General features: G+C 41.0%; 13 protein-coding genes. 9 read left to right on the top strand and 4 right to left on the bottom strand.

Annotated features, from left to right (window positions below):
- The first annotated feature begins 175 nt into the window (after positions 1–175).
- The 7 genes from topA to CDG76_RS17860 all read left to right on the top strand — a co-directional run bounded on the left by topA (position 176) and on the right by CDG76_RS17860 (position 8,699).
- On the top strand, positions 176–2,827 hold the full coding sequence (topA, locus tag CDG76_RS17885; protein WP_094350305.1) for a type I DNA topoisomerase: 2,652 nt from the start codon (positions 176–178) through the stop codon (positions 2,825–2,827).
- Between the two features lie 562 nt (positions 2,828–3,389).
- Entirely contained in the window at positions 3,390–3,530 is a 141-nt protein-coding gene (locus CDG76_RS37410) for a hypothetical protein (RefSeq protein ID WP_012410890.1), read from the top strand.
- A 22-nt stretch (positions 3,531–3,552) separates the two neighbouring features.
- Positions 3,553–4,002 carry a type II 3-dehydroquinate dehydratase gene (gene aroQ / locus CDG76_RS17880; RefSeq protein ID WP_094350304.1) on the top strand — a complete coding sequence of 150 codons (450 nt, stop codon included), beginning with the start codon at positions 3,553–3,555 and terminating at the stop codon, positions 4,000–4,002.
- A gap of 79 nt (positions 4,003–4,081) precedes the next feature.
- Complete coding sequence (locus CDG76_RS17875; protein WP_094350303.1) at positions 4,082–5,026, top strand: ADP-ribosylglycohydrolase family protein; 945 nt, start codon at positions 4,082–4,084, stop codon at positions 5,024–5,026.
- 229 nt (positions 5,027–5,255) lie between these two features.
- Positions 5,256–7,952: an HD family phosphohydrolase gene (locus tag CDG76_RS17870; protein WP_190240884.1), complete on the top strand. Its 2,697-nt coding sequence runs from the start codon at positions 5,256–5,258 to the stop codon at positions 7,950–7,952.
- Between the two features lie 99 nt (positions 7,953–8,051).
- The gene (locus CDG76_RS17865) at positions 8,052–8,474 is read left to right on the top strand and encodes a putative toxin-antitoxin system toxin component, PIN family (RefSeq protein ID WP_094350302.1); all 423 of its coding nucleotides are present in this window, start codon (positions 8,052–8,054) and stop codon (positions 8,472–8,474) included.
- Positions 8,475–8,480: 6 nt separating this feature from the next.
- Positions 8,481–8,699: a toxin-antitoxin system HicB family antitoxin gene (locus CDG76_RS17860; RefSeq protein WP_094350301.1), complete on the top strand. Its 219-nt coding sequence runs from the start codon at positions 8,481–8,483 to the stop codon at positions 8,697–8,699.
- A gap of 93 nt (positions 8,700–8,792) precedes the next feature.
- Here CDG76_RS17860 and CDG76_RS17855 read toward each other — a convergent pair whose 3' ends face one another.
- The 3 genes from CDG76_RS17855 to CDG76_RS17840 all read right to left on the bottom strand — a co-directional run bounded on the left by CDG76_RS17855 (position 8,793) and on the right by CDG76_RS17840 (position 11,123).
- Positions 8,793–9,482: a DUF4145 domain-containing protein gene (locus tag CDG76_RS17855; RefSeq protein ID WP_094350300.1), complete on the bottom strand. Its 690-nt coding sequence runs from the start codon at positions 9,480–9,482 to the stop codon at positions 8,793–8,795.
- 474 nt (positions 9,483–9,956) lie between these two features.
- Positions 9,957–10,319 carry a DUF2442 domain-containing protein gene (locus tag CDG76_RS17845; RefSeq protein WP_094350298.1) on the bottom strand — a complete coding sequence of 121 codons (363 nt, stop codon included), beginning with the start codon at positions 10,317–10,319 and terminating at the stop codon, positions 9,957–9,959.
- A 147-nt stretch (positions 10,320–10,466) separates the two neighbouring features.
- Complete coding sequence (locus CDG76_RS17840) at positions 10,467–11,123, bottom strand: TetR/AcrR family transcriptional regulator (protein WP_094350297.1); 657 nt, start codon at positions 11,121–11,123, stop codon at positions 10,467–10,469.
- Positions 11,124–11,423: 300 nt separating this feature from the next.
- On the opposite strand from CDG76_RS17840, the gene CDG76_RS17835 reads away from it, so the two are divergent.
- Positions 11,424–12,377: a Rieske 2Fe-2S domain-containing protein gene (locus CDG76_RS17835; protein WP_094350527.1), complete on the top strand. Its 954-nt coding sequence runs from the start codon at positions 11,424–11,426 to the stop codon at positions 12,375–12,377.
- Between the two features lie 70 nt (positions 12,378–12,447).
- The gene (locus CDG76_RS17830; RefSeq protein WP_094350296.1) at positions 12,448–13,812 is read left to right on the top strand and encodes a cytochrome P450; all 1,365 of its coding nucleotides are present in this window, start codon (positions 12,448–12,450) and stop codon (positions 13,810–13,812) included.
- Here CDG76_RS17830 and CDG76_RS17825 read toward each other — a convergent pair.
- The gene (locus CDG76_RS17825) at positions 13,803–16,208 is read right to left on the bottom strand and encodes a hypothetical protein (RefSeq protein WP_094350295.1); all 2,406 of its coding nucleotides are present in this window, start codon (positions 16,206–16,208) and stop codon (positions 13,803–13,805) included. The genes CDG76_RS17830 and CDG76_RS17825 overlap by 10 nt on opposite strands.
- Positions 16,209–16,318: the final 110 nt, after the last annotated feature.

The following is a 16,318-nucleotide window of genomic DNA, read 5'->3' as shown; positions in this document are numbered from 1 at the left end:
TCATTTATCCTCTGGGACAGACTGGGCATTAAGTTCAGCGGATTTTCTCCCAAGCAGGCAGTTTATGTGAGGATTAAATCACCGCCCTAAGCGTGATCATTTATCTTGACAATTTGCAAAAATTACCTCAATTTGACTGTTTAGCTTACTAGCTCTTCTTTTTATTGAAATTTCCATGTCAACTCTCGTCATCGTCGAATCTCCAACCAAAGCTCGTACCATTCGCAACTACCTGCCAGCAGGCTATCGGGTGGAGGCGTCTATGGGTCATGTGCGTGACCTACCCCAGTCGGCTAGTGAAATTCCTGCTGCCGTCAAAGGGGAATCATGGGCGCAGCTAGGGGTAAATGTGGACGCCGACTTTGAACCGGTATATGTTGTCCCGAAAGACAAAAAGAAAATTGTCACCCAGCTTAAAGAAGCCCTCAAGGATGTAGATGAACTGATTCTGGCAACGGACGAAGACCGGGAAGGTGAAAGCATTAGTTGGCATTTATACCAATTGCTCAAGCCGAAAGTTCCCACTAAGCGGATGGTGTTTCACGAAATTACCCAAGAGGCAATCAAAAAAGCTCTGAAAAACTGCCGCAATATTGATGAGCAGTTGGTTCGTGCCCAAGAAACGCGGCGGATTTTAGATCGACTGGTGGGTTATACTCTGTCTCCCCTGCTGTGGAAAAAAATCGCCTGGGGATTATCTGCTGGGCGGGTGCAATCTGTCGCTGTGCGACTTTTAGTCACCAGGGAACGTCAACGCCGCGCTTTCCATGAGGGTACATACTGGGATTTGAAAGCTAGTTTGTCAAAGGAAAAAACCCCCTTTGCTGCCCAACTGGTAACATTAGCAGGAACCAAAATCGCTAACGGCAGTGATTTTGACGCAACGACCGGAGAAATTACCGCAGGTCGCAATGTCTTATTGCTCAACGAAGACCAAGCTGTAGCCCTCAAGGAACGCCTAACTGGGAAAACCTGGAGTGTTAACGACATCGAAGAACGCCCAGTGACGCGCAAACCGTCGCCACCGTTCACCACTTCGACGTTGCAGCAAGAATCTAACCGGAAACTGCGTCTCTCAGCCCGTGACACAATGCGGGTTGCCCAGAATTTGTACGAGCAAGGGTATATTACCTATATGCGGACAGATTCAGTGCATTTGTCAGATCAAGCGATCGCAGCTGCTCGGAGTAGTGTAGAAAAGCTCTACGGTCAACAATACCTCAGTCCCCAACCCCGGCAATACACCACCAAATCCAAAGGCGCACAAGAGGCGCACGAAGCAATTCGTCCAGCAGGTAGCACCTTCCGCACCCCTCAAGAAACTCCTTTGGGCGGTCGAGAACTTGCTATCTACGATTTAATTTGGAAGCGTACTGTAGCTTGTCAAATGGCTGATTCCCGGCAAACTCAAATTACCGTGCAATTGCAAGTTGAGGATGCTGGATTTCGTTCTTCTGGCAAACGGATTGAATTTCCTGGGTACTTACGTGCCTACGTCGAAGGTTCAGACGACCCAGAGGCAGCACTGGAAGACCAGGAAGTAATTTTGCCAAATCTGAAAGTGGGCGATCATCCAAATTGTACAGAACTAGAAGCAGTTGGGCACGAAACCCAACCGCCAGCTAGGTACACCGAAGCAACTTTAGTGAAAACCTTAGAAAGCGAAGGTATCGGTCGTCCCAGTACCTACGCCAGCATCATTGGCACAATCATCGACAAGGGTTATGCCCATTTGGTGACTAACGCTCTCATTCCCACCTTTACCGCTTTCGCCGTCACCGACTTGCTGGAAAAACATTTCCCGGACATTGTTGACCCCAGTTTCACCTCGAAGATGGAGCAAACCCTTGATGACATTGCCACAGGTGAAGTGAAATGGCTGCCCTACTTGCAGCAATTTTATCTGGGAGAAAAAGGGTTAGAAACCTTGGTAAAAGAACGAGAAAGTCAGATTGATGCCACCAAAGCGAGGACTGTAGAACTTGAGAATCTAGATGCCAAAGTCCGCATTGGTAAATATGGCCCTTATATTGAAGTCGAAAATGGTGAAGGAGTTATCACCGCTTCAATTCCCAAAGACCTGACACCATCTGACCTCGACCCCAAACAGGTAGCAGTATTGCTGCGGCAAAAAATCACAGGTCCTGACCAGGTAGGCCGCCATCCCGAAACTGGGGAACCAATTTATGTGAAAATTGGTGCTTATGGGCCTTATGTGCAATTGGGTGACAAAACCGACGAAAACCCCAAACCGAAACAAGCCTCCCTACTCAAAGGTGTCACCCCAGAAACCGTTACCTTGGAAATGGCTGTTGGTCTGTTGGCGCTACCCCGGACATTAGGGGTTCATCCAGTTACTGGCGGCAAAATCCAAGCAAGTTTGGGACGCTTTGGCCCTTATGTGGTTCACGACCAGGGTAAGGAAGGAAAAGACTACCGCTCCTTGAAAGCTACTGATAATGTATTGGCAATTAGCCTAGAACGTGCATTGGAATTGTTATCCGAACCCAAAAAGGGACGCAGTTCTACCAACAGCAAATCCAAGGCAGCGTTACGCGAATTGGGTACGCATCCAGAGGACGGGGAAACAATTAACATCTACGATGGCCCCTATGGCCCTTACATCAAGCATGGCAAAACTAATGTCAGTATCCCAGAAGGTCAAACGGTAGAAGATATAACCCTGGCCGCGGCGCTGAACTTATTGGCAGCTAAGACATCGACTGGGAAATCGACTCGCAAAACGAGTAAATCAACGACTTCCAAATCTAAGTCAACAGCTAAATCCTCAACGACCGCTGCAAAGAAAAAGGGTACAGAAGGCTAGTACCGCAAAGCGGAATTCAAAATTCAAAATGACGCTCTCTACGAGACGCTAAAAGCGAACGCGGACTCGCTAACGCTGCGCTAACAAAATTCAAAATTAATACAGCGTAAGCGTTTCATTGATTTTGAATGTGTGGTTTATTTACGCCGTGTTGTGCTAGTGACAAGTCAAACAATTTTGGATTTTAGATTTACGCTAGCGTAGCATTAGCGACGGAGGAGTGTTTTTTAGATTTATTTCGCTCATAACGGGCGAGGCATGAATCTCAAAATTCTCTTAATCCAAAATCTAAAATCTAAAATTCCTACTCAATAGTCTATCTAAAGTCCAATTTTTAACTCTTGACCCTTGATATCCATCCTTGATAGGATACAGTTCAGTAGGTTCAAGTGTGATACTCTAAAAAGTAAGGGAAAACACAACACTAAATTTTAGAAGTGGCTTATGTCCCAAATGCGGGATTGTGTATCGGCCCGATTGGAAGCCAGAGGTGCGAAAGTATGTTTTTTTCTGCGTACCTGTTAATCAAAAATTGAGGTAGTATCTCAGGAGCGGTCAGTTCATGGACTATATAGAAAAGGTGCTGGAAAAGCTTAAGGAATTAGCTCGTAGGCTAATTGAAAGCCTATTAGGGCCAGAGGCTGAACCGGAACCGGAACTGATTCCGATTCCTGTGAACGATCGCTCGCGCCGTCGCCACTAACCCCAAAGTGGTAAATTCGACGTTGCAACCCTTAAGTATTCTGGCACTGCATGGGCCAAACTTAAATTTACTAGGACAGCGAGAACCAGGAATTTATGGTTCGTTGACCCTAGCTGAAATTAACCGCCTGTTAGAAGAAGAAGCATTCAAATTACAGGCGAAAGTTTTTCCTTTGCAGTCAAATCATGAAGGAATTTTGGTAGATACTATTCATGGCGCGTTAGGGCAACATCAGGGAATTCTGATTAATGCCGGAGCGTATACCCACACAAGTGTGGCATTGCGAGATGCGATCGCTGCTGTTAATTTGCCCACCGTGGAAGTACATCTGAGTAACATTTATCGCCGGGAAGATTTTCGCCATCATTCGTACATCGCCCCAGTTGCGATCGGGCAAATAAGTGGTTTTGGCGTTCAAAGTTACTTATTGGGCTTGCAAGCTTTGATAGATCATTTAAGAGTTAGGAGTTAGGAGTTAGGAATTGGTAGTTGGTAGTAAAGTTAGGAATTAGTAATATTTCATTAACTCCTCACTTTTAACTACATAATTTATGCGTTACTCTCCTATAAGTCGGTTTAAAGGAACTTTACTCGGAGCATTACTGGGGGGAAGTTTAGCTCCTGGTGGTAAAGTACAGTTTGAGAGTTACCCAGATTTAGGCAGAATGGCGGTTCTGGGCATCCAGAGTTTGATTGCGCTAGGTAGATTAGATTTAGATGATTGGATAGAGCGTCAGCAAAAAAAATCTCTTCATTCAGCAGCAACTGATGACATCTCGATAAAAATAATTATTGCCACATTACCAGTAGCACTTTTTTTTCACGAAAATCCAATTAAGCTCCGACAAAACTTGCTGCGTGTGCTGAAAATCTGGGAGGATGATCCAGTAGTCAGGGATGGAACACTAGCAGTAGGATATGCGATCGCTCTTGCCCTAACTGAAAAACTTGACCCTCTAACTCTTATCCCACAAACAATTTCTTTTATCGGAGAAACACCGACATCAATACCAAAAAAATTATTAAGAGTCCAGAATTTATTAGAGCAAGGGGCTGGATTATCAACGACGCAAGCTGAGTTTGCTAAAGAAGAAAAACTTAGCAACACTATTGCTATAGCATTTTACTGCTTTTTGAGTACCTTAGAAGACTTTCGGCTGACAGTTTTACAGGCTACTCATAATGACAATTCTCAAGTGCAAGATGCTACGCTTCTAAGCTCACAAGCTACAGGTGCAATTACTGGTGCTTTATCAGGGGCATATAACGGTACAGGCGGAATTCCTGTAAATTGGCAAGTCTTGCTCTTGCAGAGGAATTCTCCAGTATGGGGACTAACTAGCTTTTCCCAAATGTTAGAATTGACCGATGCATTTGTGGCGGTGTGGTCAGGAGTGTATAATCTTACTTTAAACCCAAGGGAGTTAACAGAGGACGGATGTGAAGTAGCTCCGCTTTCAATTTACGCAGCTCCTCGCGTTATTCGATCGCGTTAATCTTAATTAACCAGATAAGGGGTTAAAAGTAGGCAAACTTCCGCCACAGTGTATTAGTCTCATATACTAGAATTTTTCAGTAAGCCCTCGGACTGATTCTGTAGCTAGCTATTGTGGCAAATCAGCAATAAAAAAGCCCCCGCTACCAAGTTGCAGCAGCCGCAGATCGAACTTTCCTGATAATTGTCTTTTTTTGAGCTATCAAAGTCGGCAATTGCAGGTATAGATAATGAAAATGCATCAATTTTTGCAGTTCTTGAACCAGCAATTGACTCACTGGCGGCGACAGTACAAAACACTACGCCGTAAGGGAAAGTTAATGAGAAGTCCCAAAGGTAAAACCCATAGAAGGGAACTTCTAAGGACTATGCTCAAGAATGTATTCCTGTTTTTATCAAAAACCAATGAGAAAAGCAAACGTCGAAAACAAGAAAGAGCGCTAAGGGCAAAGGTAAAATCGGTTAAAACTAAGAGTAGTATTTGTGTAGTTGGTTTAGATTGGGCATATAAACAGCGTTACTCGGTGATTTTAGCGATCGCTGTAGTGTCCCTCACAGGTATTATTGGGTATAAATTATACAATCAGACTCAACTCCAACTAGGACATCCCGCACCCCAAACGATTACAGCGCCTTACACAGCTAGCATCGAAGATCAGAAAAAAACCGAAGCCGAGCGCAAAGCCGTCAGCACAAGCTCCTTACAGGTGTTGATGCTTGATGCGCGAATCAACGAAAAAATCAACGAAAATTTGCAACAACTTCTAGATGATGGCAACGAAATTCGCGCTGTTGCTGGAGCTTTTCCTTTTTTTGATCCTGTAGTTTTATCTATCTCTACCCAACGTTATCTCCGCTCTTGTTCTGAGTCAGAATGGCAAGCATTGCTATCGGCTGTAGAAAATAATAAAAATCAGCAGCAGAAGAGAATCGGACAAACCACCCCAGCTGCACCCAATCAGAAACGCCAGCCGCGCATCATATCCAAATCTGATTCCCAGAGTCTAGAAAAGACAGAGCCGGTAGATTTTTCTCAAAACACTGATTTTACTCAAGCTGTAGCAGAACTAGAATCTTACCGCCTCACAACTTCTGAGAAAAGCTTGTCTTTAGTAATTGCCGAAATTTCCCAAACACGTCAAAGATATATCCAAGCCACTGCCAAACTTTTAAAGTTAGAGACTTTTAGCTCCCAAGCAGTATATGAAGAATCTCTACTTTTGGATTTATCAGATGTGGAATGGGAAAAAACCCAAATGGGAATCCATCAAAGTATAGAGCGGATTCTCACCCAAGGCATCCCACAAGGACTGCCAAAAAATATCTTGCAAGATGCGGTGAGTTTACAATTACAGACCTTTGTACCAGAATCCGCTGAAACTTTGGCAAAAAATCTGTTGTTAGCTGTACTCAAGCCGAATCTGCAAAAAGATGAAGAACAAACCAGACAAAATGCTCAAAAGGCGGCGGCTGGCGTGCCACCCGTGATGGTGAAGGTACGGCATGGTGAGGTAATTGTCAAAAAAGGAGCGCAGATTACTGCATGGAACTTTGAGGTGCTGGAGCATTATCACCTGATTCGTCGGGAGGTAAAGTGGCACGAGTTGGTGAAGTTAGGAGGCGTGATTGCGATCGCTATTGGCATTTTTGTCTGGGTAGAACGCCATATTGATTACGAATTGCGACAACGCGATCGCCTGTTGGTGTTATTGCTAACTCTGAGTGTGCCAGGAGTAATCGTCATCGGATTGCCCTATAGCACCTGGAGCGCCCTTGGTTTATTGTTGGGAAGCTTTTACGGCCCCACTTTGGGGTTGACAGTTGTCGGGCTGCTGTGGCCGATATTAGGCATTAGTTTGGATATGAGCAAGGCTGCGCTTTTAGCTGGTGTTGGGGGAGGAATATTAGGTAGTTACATTGCCCAACGATTGCGATCGCGTGAAGAATTGGCATTATTAGGCGTTGCGATCGCCTTAACTCAAGGCGGTATTTACCTTCTTGTTAAAATCTTAATTGGTCAAATATTTGGTTCAACCTGGTATATTGTCTTCCAAGAAGCGGGATTATTTGCTTTATCCGGCTTAGGCTGGAGTGTTGTCGCCTTGGGTTTGAGTCCTTATCTAGAAAAAGTTTTTGATTTAGTTACTCCAATCCGCCTAGCAGAATTGGCGAACCCTAACCGCCCTTTATTAAAAAGACTTGCGACTGAAACTCCTGGAACTTTTCAACATACGTTGCTTGTGGCTACCCTTGCTGAAGCTGCTGCCAAAGAATTAGGATGCAATGTTGAACTAGTCAGGGCTGGAACATTATATCACGATATTGGCAAAATGCACGACCCCCTTGGCTTTATTGAAAATCAAATGGGGGGGCCGAATAAACACGATACAGAGATTAAAGATCCTTGGAAGAGTGCAGAAATTATTAAAAAGCACGTAACTGAAGGGTTGGTGATGGCACGTAAACACCTTTTACCTACGGCAATTCAAGCTTTTATTCCAGAGCATCAGGGAACGATGCTGATTGCTTATTTCCATCATCAAGCCCAGCAAATGGCTCAGTCAGATCCAAGTTTAACTGTAGATGACGCAGACTTTCGTTACGATGGCCCAATTCCCCAATCACGGGAAACCGGAATTGTCATGTTAGCAGATTCTTGCGAAGCGGCGCTGCGATCGCTGCAAGCATCGGCTAAATCTGTGGGAGAGAAGCGATCGGTTAAAGATGTCTCCACTGAACAAGCTTTAGCAATGCTGAATAATATTCTACGTGCCAAATGGCAAGACAATCAACTCGTTGATTCAGGACTAAAACGGGAAGAGATGTCACAAATTGCTCAGATATTTGTGGATGTTTGGCAGCAATTTCATCACAAACGGATTGCTTATCCGAAGTTGAAGGCTAGTAGCACTGTACGGAATTTGTAATGCGATGTCTAAGAAGGGCTACGCATATCTGTTGATAATCTTGTTAAGAGGTTTTTTTGACTGGGGCAGTAATGATAGCATATATGCTACCATGTAAACATGGCGATTAAAATTGTAGTTGATACCAGCGTTTTTATTAGTGCGCTTATTAGCTCTAAGGGTTCGAGTAGAGAACTCATTCGACGCTGCTTGAAAGGCGAATATCAGCCTTTGATGGGAAACGCTTTATTTACTGAGTATGAGTCAGTTATTGGGCGAGAAGAAATTATCGCCAAATGCCCTTTAACAAGTGTAGAAATTTTTGCTTTACTCGCATCATTTATGAGCGTAAGTCAATGGATTTATATTTACTACTTATGGCGGCCTAATTTAAAAGATGAAGCTGACAACCACTTAATTGAATTAGCGGTTGCTGGTAATGCTCAAATTATTGCCACTCATAATATTAAAGATTTCCAAAATGCTGAATTGTTATTTCCTAACTTATCAATCTTAAAACCCGAAGAAATTATTAGGAGTTAAACAAAAATGGCGACTTTAACTATTCGTTTACCAGACGAAAAACACAACAGATTAAAAGAACTTGCTCAAGCTAAAGGCATAAGTGTAAATAAGCTGATTGAAGAACTTTCCACCATAGCTTTAGCAGAATTTGATGCCAATACCAGATTTAAAGCAATGGCTGCAACTAGCAACCCAGAAGAAGGCTTAAGAATACTGGCTAAACTTGATGCTCTGACTGAATAGAAATACCAGTTTTTCTAGGGTAGCTCTATTAATTTAGAGATCGCTTTCATCTTCTCATCCACTGTTACCTCGACTTACCCCAAAAAATCAAGATTATTTCTCTGTCGTCGGTTCAGTATCGTGAGTGGGTAAGGAATTTTTAGATTTTTTCCTTTCTATAAATAAAATAAATTTTTCTCTATAGGTAAAAACATATTCAATTATGGCATACGTAAATTCAATAATATCTTCAGCATCTTCCAAAGAAAAAGTAACATCTAAATCATGAGCAGCATCGTTACCAGAAAGCCTTAAAGCATCCGCCCAATCAAAAATATTTTGGTCTATTATTCCCTCTTTTTTCATTAAAATTAGTTTTTCTTTAAGATTTCCCTTTTCAATTTTATGTTCTTTACATACACCTTCGATAGCTTTTCTACACATAATCACACATGCTGTAAATATTTTGTTTTCAAAACAGCATAGAGCTTCATCGAATGCTTTTTTTATAGAGATAGATACCTTTGAATTAATAGTTTTATCAGATACGGGATACAAAGTTATAAATTTTAATTGTCTAAAGTCATGCCCATGCCCATAATCATTATTGTAAATTAAATAAGTAAGAAAAGGTTTCAAACATAAAGGACATTTTAAAAATGTATATTCTTCATATGTACTAAGCAATTGATTACAATCATAAGAAGTACTTTGGTAATCATCAATATCAGTTATGTCGTTTTTATAATTAGATATTTCTTGGGCATCTACAAGAGCTTTACAATTCAAACAATTTAAAATCATTTGGATTAAAACCTAAAATTATTGAAAATCTGTATCAAATTGCCTTTGCTATTCAAAAAACATATAACAAAAAGCATCAATATAAAAGCAAAGATTAAACTTTTCTAGCCAATATCGCCATCTTTTATATTAATTAGAAAAACTTAGCTATAGCTATAATATAATTTTTTTATACTTAAAATAGCTAGTGTTGTCATCTGAATATTTACTGATATTGAGAATTGTTTAAATCTCTAATCCCATCTCACTTGACACCCCAACTTTAGATGCGATCGCTTTATGGTGAGTTGATAGGTCAAGCTTCATCAGTAGCCAGTAGAATTTCTTTTCGGGGGCGATCTGTACCATTTAGTCGAGATGCCTCAGATTTTGCAGCAGAAGTAGAACTTCCACCTTTTCTAGCAAGTTCAGCCATCCATTTTTTATAGGACTTACGCAAAGGGAACGGAAAACGAACCACAGAGGACGCAGAGGTCACGGAGGAATGAGAGTTTGGGAGGGTTTTTGCGTAAGTCCTATTTTAGTTCCGAATACTCCGTTCATCAAAGCAGGAATACTCAAATCTACATCTAGGGTTTTCCAGTGTAATCCTTCACCAGAAGGTGTTACCTCTACTTCTGCTAAGTCCTTGATTGAAGCACCCGCCAGTCCTTCTCCTACCTCTGAAGGGAACCCAAACATACATTTGTTAGACAAGAAAACTATAATCATTCCTAAATAAGCGTCATAAAAAGCACGAGTAGCCCGTGGTTCAGATGTGGCGATCGCATCTGACTTTGCTCTCGCATTGGCTAGCTTTTCTTTTAATTCTTCTGTAGCCGCAATCTTTTTAACCATGATATTCTCGCCACTTTTTTAGTAGTTCTAATTGGTGATCAGCAACTAACTGTAAAGCTTTCACTGCATCTTTATCACTCATTTCTGAGGATACCCAAACCCACTCTGGAGGTAGGTTTTCATCTCCTATATTGATTTTTGCCTCCCCTAATTCTCACTACGTCGCACCCCAGCCAAAATAAAATTAACTGCTGCTTGAGTATGCTGCTCAATCATTTCTGGACTTAGCAGTTGCAAATCGGGTCTAGTATGCTTAATGTTTTCGTAAGCGTTGAAGTATAAATTACAAACTCCAATAATATGCAGGGTGGTGAAAAATGGATCGAGTTGACGGAAACAACCTTCCGCCATCCCCCGCTCTAAAATCTTGATGAGATAGCTAAAATTTTCTTGCCAATTCCCCTCTTTAAAATACTTTCCCTGATTTTGGTTTGCTTCTTGGAACCAAAGCATTCCTCTATGCGGGTGAGCAGCTTCATAAGCGATCGCTTCTTTGACAAGCAGTTTCAAGGCTTCCTCTGGTGGGAACCGATCCAGATTTAGCTGCCCAAACCCTTCGTGCATTTCCACCGCAGGACGTTGCAAAACCGCTTGATATAGCCCTTCCTTGCTCTGGAAGTAGTAGTAAATCATCGCTGTAGTGACACCAGCACCTCTAGCGATCGCCCCTGTCCGCGCCCCTTGAAGTCCATTTCTGGCAAACTCCGCTTCCGCCGCATCGAGAATCTGCTTTTTCGTCGCTTCTGCATCGCGCACCTGACGCGGCTTTTTAGATGAGAATTTTGACTGCGTTGAACGACTCACATTGCTCCATCAGCATAACGAAAATATATTAACTAAAAACTTGGTTAGTAGTTGACATAGAAGATGAAATTTATTAAATTAATATCCACTAACTAAAAAATTAGTTAATTATATAACTTGTCCAGACAGTAGCCGAAGTTAGCCGAGCAAATGCCCGGTAGTATTAGTTCGTCCATTGCAGACAAGACTTTAGTTATCCCAATTTACATTCAAAAGAGTGATGTAGAACAGGCGATTGCGTTACCTTTTGCTAACGCATCTAGCAACTTTTCAAAAAATTATCAAGATTTTGGAGGAAAAATGGAACCAATTTTACCTGGTGCGCCTTGGTTAATCGCGCACAAATTTATATTGGGAGTCAATAAACCAAATAAAATCACATTAAATGGACAGGATTATGTTATTTGGCAAAACCAAAAAGGCGAAGTGTTTGCCCTTGATAACATCTGTCCGCACATGCAAGCACCATTATCAGGCGGCTGGGTTTGTCAGGAAAGAGATACTATTACTTGCCCTTTTCATGCACTAGAATTTGATGGGCAAGGCAGACTACAGCAAGGAGATAAAAAAGACACTCAGCCAATTACCAAAGCATTAGAGTTAATTATTAGCAATGACTGCATCTGGACTTATGCCGGATTTGAGCCAAGATTGCCCATCCCAGATTTGCATCAGAAAATTGTCGATGAATACGAGTTCATTGGAGTAACTGGGGAAAAAAGTATTCAAGGTGAATTTTTGAGTAACCTAATGGTTAACTATGACTATAATCACCAAAATGGTACTCATAAAGAACTATTTAAAATTACATCTTGTAATGTAAGCCATTTTGAAGAAAAAGGATACTCTGCTACAGTCAAACAAGAACTGACAAGAGCCAACAACACATTAGGAGAAATTATCAAAAATCCTATTTTGGGAATCTTTCCTAAAACGCTTGCTAACAGACTCGAATACGCTTTTCCTTCAACTACAGCTTTGTTGGCTAAAACCCCTATTGGTGATATTGCTCAAATTCATATTCTCTACCCGGAAACAGAAAAAATCACCAAGACGTTTATTTTGATGTATGCCAAAGTCGTCAATCCTTTAATGAAATTTCTGTTTAAGAATTCAGTTTTACAAGCAGCAGCCACTGTTATTGAGCAAGATACAAGTGCTGTAGAAAGTTTATATCCTCGACAAAAACCAAAAATTAGATTGCCAAATGAAGAGATTATGTTCTACGCAGAAAAACTTTACCACAATTGGTAATTTTGATTTGCAAAGCCTAACTGCCCTTTACAATTAAACTGTAGCTAATTACTGCTGGAGGTACTCAAATATGCGGCAGCTAAAATCAGCCGAGGAAATGCCTGGTAGTTATGGCTTGCCCATCTTGGGGGAGACTTTAGAAATATTTCGGGATTTAGAACTGTATCTATGGCGACGATTCCAGCAGCATGGTTCAGTTTTTAAGACGAGCGTCATGGGATACAAACGTGCTTATCTAATTGGCCCTGATGCTAATCGGCTGGTGCTGATAGAACAAGCTGAAAATATGTCGTCGCGGATCGGTTGGTATTTCTTAGAATCAACATTTGGCAACAATATTTTATTACAAGATGGGGAAGAACATCGCTTAACTCGTCGCTTGATGTATCCAGCATTTCACGGAAAAGCGATCGCTACATACTTCGATACCATTCAAAATATTGTGCAAGACTTCCTCAAAGATTGGGGAGAGCGAGGAACGATTCCCTTAAATTCTAGTTTCCGTCAGCTTACCCTAATGGTTGCGACTCGCCTGTTCTTGGGAAGTCAGAACAAGAGCGAAGTTGAGCAAACCAGTCAGTGGTTTACACAACTGCTAGATAGCAGTATGGCGATATTGAAATGGAATGTCCCTTTTACCTTATATGGTCGCGGTCAAAATGCTAGGGGTAAGTTAGTGGCTTTCTTACGTGAAGCAATCGCCCAACGTATCGAGCAGGGTAACTTAGAAGAATCAAAAGATGTTTTGGGATTACTGCTAGCCGCTGTTGATGAAGACGGCAATAAATTGAGCGAAGCACAGATAATCAATGAGGCACTATTATTGCTATTTGCTGGACACGAGACGACAGCCTCCTTGCTGACTTGGGTAATCTTTGAATTAGGTAATCATCCAGAGTGGCAAGAGCGACTGCGCCAAGAACAATTAGCAGTTGTGGGAAATAATCCCCTTAACCTATCCCATCTCAAACAACTTCCACTGTTAACCAACGTCCTAAAAGAAGCAGAACGGCTCTATCCGCCAGTGTACGCCTATAATCGTGGCGTCCTCAAGGATATTGAGTATGGAGGTTATCGTATCCCTGCTGGTTGGTTTGTGACAATCTCGCCGATGCTGACTCACCGTTTACCAGAACTGTACACCGATCCCGATCGCTTCGACCCCGATCGCTTTGCACCACCTCGCGAAGAAGATAAGAAACATCCTTTGGCGCTAATGGGTTTTGGTTATGGTTCACACAGTTGTTTAGGCATGGAATTTGCCCAGATGGAAATGAAAATTGTGCTTTCTACACTGCTTCGCCATTACGACTGGACAGTAAAACCGGATTATTCTGCGATCGCTCCAGTTCGTCAACCTTCTAAAGTTAAAGATACTCTACAAGCATATATTGAGCCTTTGGTGATAAAGCATCCCTTGAAGAGTCAAACATAAATCTTTGATGAAACAAATCGATTTTCCGCATCTAGCATGAAGTCGTAGGTATTTAGAAAATCAGACTGCCACTTTTCAGGCTTTTGGCAAATTGCGAGTGGAAATCCGGCTAAATCAAACCATTGAATATCATCCCCAATTTCTACTGGTACTACTCTCCAATTTTTACTTGGAGCCTTACTGAAATCTTTCAGCAAATTGACATTAATTCGGTTCGGAGGTTTGGGAGTTGGTAAATGTCGTTCAACACTGGAATATGATTGTTCTACCCAATTTTTGATATTCACTGCATTAAGATATTCATTTGGTTCCGATTCTCTTTCGCTAATGTAGTGATAGTAAGTTTGCGCTAGTTCTTCAGCTTGTTTACGAGTTGTTACATCTTCCACTTTAGCAAGCAAGTATGCGGCTACTGGGTCTAAAGTTCCCCATACAATAAGTTCTTTCATCCAGAAAACAATCCAAGGTAGCCCAGTTTGTGACCAGTTTTCCAATGATGATTCAACTAACTCGCCACCAAAAGCTTCATCTATTGCTAGTGCAATAACACTTCCTAACCCCCAGTTAAATCGATAACCAAAATTTTGGCTAATGTATGAATGCCATTTTGAAATTTGGCTTACGCTCGGTTTTTTAGGTGCTGTATGATGATCAAGCCACCAACGTAATATTTCATTCCAAGTAACATTTACTGAGGTGTCGCTCAGTTGGAACTTCGATAAACTAGTTAAAATACTAACTATATTTTGAATATAATTAAAGCGCTCTTCCACTGTCCAAATAGCATAATCTCTACCCACTGTTAATTGTTCTTTAAGTCTAGGATAGAGAGTTAAAAGCTGATTTCCATCACGTGGTGGTAAACTAGTGCGATACAAGCGCCGACGCTGTGACATATCTTTATAAATTTCTGTTTTCAGTGCCCTACCTCGCCTGATAAATAAATTTTCTAATCTTTCTTGTTCACGGCTGGCGTAATGAGCAAAGCTTCTTTGCCAAATTTTTTGCAGTTGCTCCTCCAATTCATTAGGGCTTAAATCTTTAGCTGCTAACTGTTCAATTTCAACAATGGCAGATAGTAAAATACTATCCAGCGAATCTAAAGTTTCAATAGCTGATAATTGTGCATCAGAAAGATTATTGCTATAAGAAAGCGGCGCAGTTTGTTCCAGCCAGCTTACAAAATTATCGTCAGAAAGGTTATTTTCAGTAGAATAGTTTCTTGTTAACTCTAGCGAGTTTAGCAAAATACCTTCTGAATTAGGAAGAAAAATACGCCGCCATTGTTCTTCTAAATGAAGCAGTAATTGGGCTAAAGGGCTGAGAGAATTTACTTGTTGGTTATTTGCTTGATTTTTATTCTCTAACTCTCCTATTAGAGATATATATCTCCTATTGGCTTGTTTATCACTCCAATCAGAGTTTGCTTTTGCAACCTCTGCATCATCTGGTTGTTGAACTGTCTGGGTAGGGATATCTATTGAAATTGTAAAAATTTTCTGCTGGATATAGACAGTTTTAACAATATTTTCAACTTCATGAAGATGAATTTCAACTGCTTCGAGTCTTCTTTCTATTGTATATTTTTCGTGTACTTTATTAGGAGATATCCAAGTTAGCTTTTTGACAGGATGCTGACCACATATGTAACTAATTAAATAACAGCTCTCATAATTTTTATCAACTTTATTTAGCTTTATCTTTAGCTGTAAAACTTGTAGAGCATTTTTCCAGTTAGAAGATAAATCATCATTATAATCTTGCAAAATATCAATAAGTTGTGGAATATCAACTGGATATCCACTTGATTTATTTGCTTTTATATGTGCTTCAGATATCATGTTTGTGTCATGATTGGCTGTGCATTTTGCTTCGCAAATTAAAGAAGCAATAATTACTCCTTCACTATTACGCCGAAAGGCAAGACAATCATCACCTGTACGTCCAGGTTGTGGCTTTGCAATTTCTCCAGTTTGCTTTAGAAATTCTAAATGCTGAAATGCAACTGGGTGGAATCGAAAGAGAAAAGCGGGAACTTCCCAGTTATCTTGCCCAAAAGGAGCAAAATTTTCAGCAATAATTCCTGCAAATATCTCTCCAAAATAACCTTTGAGTGTCTGAATATGAAGACGATCAGGATAGCCTTCGCTTGGATCGCTTTCTGAAAAATCTCCAAATGGAGCGAGAGAATTTCCTGCTAATTTACGAAGACGATATCGAGCATCTTCATGGGCTTTTTGAACGATTAATATTAATTCATTGATAATTATATCTCGTTGGCTTTTATCTTCTGTGAGCAGACGATGTGTGTACCGCTTATCCTCAGATTCACTAACTGAGTTAGATAACCACTTTGATATTCCGTCAAACCTAGTGATTTTTTGTCTTTCTTTCATTTAATATACTCTCTAATATTAATCAGATTTACAATATAAGCCTTTAACTAAGATAATTTTAAACTATATGTAAAATTTAATACTAAAATAGTAATAGCATAGCAAAATGA

It is taken from the genome of Nostoc sp. 'Peltigera membranacea cyanobiont' 210A, assembly GCF_002246015.1.
Classification (GTDB): domain Bacteria; phylum Cyanobacteriota; class Cyanobacteriia; order Cyanobacteriales; family Nostocaceae; genus Nostoc.
This window is presented reverse-complemented; position numbering and strand designations above follow the sequence as displayed.